Origin of the sequence: Frankia sp. R82, from assembly GCF_023716925.1 — a bacterium.
Taxonomy (GTDB): Bacteria; Actinomycetota; Actinomycetes; order Frankiales; family Frankiaceae; genus Frankia.
In genome coordinates, this window is sequence record NZ_JAMQQG010000101.1 from 1 (window position 1) to 3946 (window position 3946).

The 3946-nt window shown below is 77.4% G+C and carries 3 protein-coding genes; all 3 read left to right on the forward strand.

What is annotated here, in order from left to right; all coding sequences use genetic code 11:
• Window positions 1-1698: primosomal protein N' (locus ND747_RS15750; RefSeq protein WP_251734375.1), on the forward strand; the 1698-nt coding region annotated here is incomplete at its 5' end.
• A 173-nt stretch (window positions 1699-1871) separates the two neighbouring features.
• A complete protein-coding gene (gene fmt / locus ND747_RS15755; RefSeq protein WP_251734376.1) occupies window positions 1872-2921 on the forward strand; it encodes a methionyl-tRNA formyltransferase in 1050 nt (349 codons plus the stop codon).
• A 74-nt stretch (window positions 2922-2995) separates the two neighbouring features.
• The coding region (locus ND747_RS15760) for a transcription antitermination factor NusB (protein WP_285900610.1) at window positions 2996-3946 on the forward strand (951 nt) is incomplete at its 3' end.

Genomic DNA, 3946 nt, shown 5'->3' on the forward strand with positions numbered 1-3946 from the left:
GGCGAGCCGGGCGAGCCGGGCGTGGCCGCGGAGGCGCCGGACGCGGCAGCCGAAGACACGGTCGCGGCGCAAGCGGAGCAGGCGGCGCAGGGCGCGGGCGGCGCGGTCGAGATCGCACCGGGGGAGTGGGCGCGGTATCCGGCGGGGCCGGCCATGCTGGCGGCGCTGGCCGACGGGCGCTGGCCGCGGGCGGTGTGGTGGGCGCCGCCGGGGCCGGCATGGCCGGAGATGATCGCCACGGCGGTCGCGGCGGTGATGCGGTCCGGCCGGGGGGCGGTCGTGGTCGTTCCCGATCACCGTGATGTGGACCGGGTGGAGACGGCCCTGGTCGAGGCGGTCGGGCGGGAGGTCACGGTTGCCCTACGGGCCGACCTCGGGCCGGCGGCCCGCTACCGGGCGTTCCTGGCCGCGCGTCGGGGCCGGGCCCGGGTGGTGGTCGGTACCCGGGCGGCCGTGTTCGCTCCGGTCGCCCCGCTCGGTCTGCTCGTCGTCTGGGATGACGGCGACGATCTGCACGCCGAGCCGCTCGCCCCCTACCCGCACACCCGCGATGTCGCGGTGCTGCGCGCCGGGCAGGAACGGGCCGGACTGCTCGTCGGCGGATTCTGCCCGACGGTCGAGGCCGAGGCGCTGCTGCGGGCTGGCTGGGCCCGCCCACTGGTGGCCGCGCGAGCGCGGCTGCGGGAGCTCACCCCCCGGGTGGAGGCGACCGGCTCCGACCACGAGATCGCCCGCGACCCGGCGGCCCGGGCCGCCCGGCTGCCGTCGCTGGTGGTGCGCACCGCCCGCCAGGCGCTGGCCGCGGGCGCTCCGGTGCTGGTCCAGGTGCCTCGGCGGGGCTACCAGCCATCGCTGGCCTGCACGGGATGTCGACGTCCGGCCCGGTGCGGGCACTGCCAGGGTCCGCTGGGGCGACCGGCCGGTGCCGGGCCCGCGGCGTGTGGCTGGTGTGGGCGTCCGGTGGCGGCGTGGCAATGCCCCGCCTGTGGCGACACCCGGCTGCGCGCGTCGGTGACCGGCGACCGACGCACCGCCGAGGAGCTTGGTCGGGCGTTTCCGGGAGTGCTGCTGCGGACGTCCGGGCGCGACGGCGTGCTGGCCACCGTCCCCGCCGAACCGGCGCTGGTCGTGTCCACCCCGGGCGCGGAGCCGGTGGCGGACGGCGGTGGGTACGGCGCGGTGGTGCTGCTCGACGGCTGGGCGCTGCTCGGGCGTCCGGACCTGCGCGCCGCCGAGACGGCCCTGCGGCGCTGGGCGGCGGCGGCGGCCCTGGCCCGTCCGGGCGCCGCGGGTGGGCAGGTGATCGTTGCCGCCGACGCGGGCCTGCCAGCCGTGCAGGCCCTGATCCGCTGGGATCCGGTGACCTTCACCGGCCGGGAGGCCGACGAACGCGCCGCGCTCGGCTTCCCGCCGGCCAGCCGGATCGCCGCGGTGGACGGCACCGCCGCCGCCGTCGCCGAGCTGCTCGACGTCGTCCGCCTGCCCGAACGCGCCGACGTGCTCGGCCCGGTGCCGCTGCCCGCGCCGCGCACCGTCCGCGCCGCGGACGAACCGCAGCTGTGCCGGCTGCTGATCCGTGTGCCCCGGGAGCGCGGCGCCGACCTGGCCGCCGCGCTGCACGCCGCCCGTGGGGTGCTGGGCGCCCGCCGCAGCACCAGCGGCCTGCGTATTCACCTCGATCCGCTGGTGATCGGCTGAGCTGCCACCGCGCCAGGACAGTTCTGGGAGGCAGCGTGCGCCCGGTCGTGCACGCTGGCGGAGCGTGGCCGCGGTAGGGTCGGTCGGTTCCCGGCCGCCGGTTCCCGGCCGCGATCGCCGGCCGCGGGACCCGGCCGGTCCGTCTGGATCATCACGCTGAACGGTGTTCGGGTATGCGTCTTGTCTTCGCCGGCACGCCGGCGGTTGCTCTGCCCAGTCTGCGGGCGCTGATCGACAGCCCGCAGCATGACGTGGTCGCGGTGGTCACCCGGCCGGACCGGCCGGCCGGCCGGGGTCGCAAGGTGACCCCGCCGCCGGTGCACCTGCTGGCCGACGAGGCCGGCATTCCGGTGCTCAGCCCGCGTCGTCCCGGCGACCCCGAGTTCCTCGCCGCCCTCACCGAGCTCGCGCCCGACTGCTGCCCGGTTGTCGCCTACGGCGCGCTGCTGCCGCCGTCGGCACTGGAGATCCCGCGCCTGGGCTGGGTGAACCTGCACTTCTCGCTGCTGCCGGCGTTTCGCGGGGCGGCTCCGGTGCAGCGCACCCTGCTGGCCGGCGACGACCTGACCGGCGCGACCGTGTTCCAGATCGAGGCGGGCATGGACTCCGGCCCCGTCTTCGGGGTCGTGACCGAGCTGGTCCGGCCGACCGACACGTCTGGTGACCTGCTGGAACGCCTGGCGGATTCAGGTGCGCGCCTGCTCGTCACCGTGCTGGACGGCCTGGCCGACGGCAGTGTGCAGGCGGTGCCGCAGCCCGGCGAGGGAGTGTCGTTCGCTCCCAAGCTCACCGTCGCGGAGGTCGGTGTCGCCTGGGAACGGCCGGCCCTCGCCGTCGATCGGCAGGTTCGGGCCGCCACGCCGGCTCCCGGAGCCTGGACGACGTTCCGCGGTAAGCGGCTCAAGCTCGGTCCGGTGCGGATGGGCCCGCTGCCCGCGGACGCCGCGACCCGCGGGCTCGTCCCCGGCGCGCTGGCGGTGCTCGCCGACGGGGCCGTCGCCGTGGGCACCGGCACCGACCCGGTGCTGCTCGGCGAGGTGCGTCCGGAAGGACGCGGGCCGATGGCCGCCGCCGACTGGGCTCGCGGTGCCCGTCCGGGCACGGACGATCTTCTGGTCACTCCGGCTCCGGAGGCCCCGGAGCCGGAGTCCGCGCCGAAGCCGCCATCAGGTCCGGCGCCGGTGGCGCCGGTGGCAGCGGTGGACGGCGGGCGGAACGCGTGAGCCGGCCGCCGAGTCGCCCACCGGCCCGTCCGTCGAACTCGCCGCCGAGCCGTTCGCCGGACCGGCCACGGCGGATGGCCTGGGAGGTGCTGCGCGCCGTCGACGAGCGCGGGGCCTACGCGAACCTGTTGCTGCCCTCGATGCTGGCCGGCAGCGGGCTGTCCGCGCGCGACCGTGGTTTCGTCACCGAACTGGCCTACGGGGCGCTGCGCGCCCAGGGCACCCTCGACGGCATGCTCGACACGGCGACGAGCCGACCGGTGGCCGGCATCGACCCACCGGTCCGCGACGCCCTGCGCCTGGGTGCCTATCAGCTGTTGCGCACCCGGGTGCCGGCGCGGGCCGCGGTGGCCACCACGGTGGACCTGGTCCGGGCGACCAGCGGGGAACGTCCCGTCCGGTTCGCCAACGCGGTGCTGCGCCGGGTCGCCGCCCGGGTCAGCGAGACCGGCGGTGACCTCGCCCAGCTGCTCGACGCACCGGCGTTCGACACCGATCCGATCGGCCATCTCGCGGTGGTGTGCACCCATCCACGCTGGATCGTCGAGGCCGTCGCCGAGGCGCTCGGCGGGGATTTCGACCAGACCCGGGCGGCGCTGGTCGCCGACGACGTGCGTCCGAGCACCCACCTCGTCGCCCGGCCCGGCCGGATCGGTCGGGACGACCTGCTCGCCGAGTGCGCCGAGGCCGGCCTCGACGCGCAGCCCGGGCCCTGGTCGCCGTATGCGGTTCGCCTGGATGGTGGTGACCCGGGGCGACTGCCCGCCGTCGCGGGTGGGGCGGCCGCGGTGCAGGACGAGGGCAGCCAGCTCGTCGCGCTGGCCCTCGCCGCCACCCCGACGGTGGGAGCCGACCTCGGGCTGACCGTCGACCTGTGCGCCGGCCCCGGCGGCAAGGCGGCGCTGCTGGCGGGTCTGCTCGCCGGCGGGCCGGACGGCGCCGGGCTGCTGGCCCTCGAACCGAGGATGACCCGTGCCGCACTGGTGGCCCGCTCGCTTGCGGGCGTGCCCGGGGCGTGGGTGGCC

Excerpts from the sequence above, each read along its gene's own strand:
- fmt (WP_251734376.1), top strand. The coding sequence starts at position 1,872 with ATGCGTCTTGTCTTCGCCGGCACGCCGGCGGTTGCTCTGCCCAGTCTG.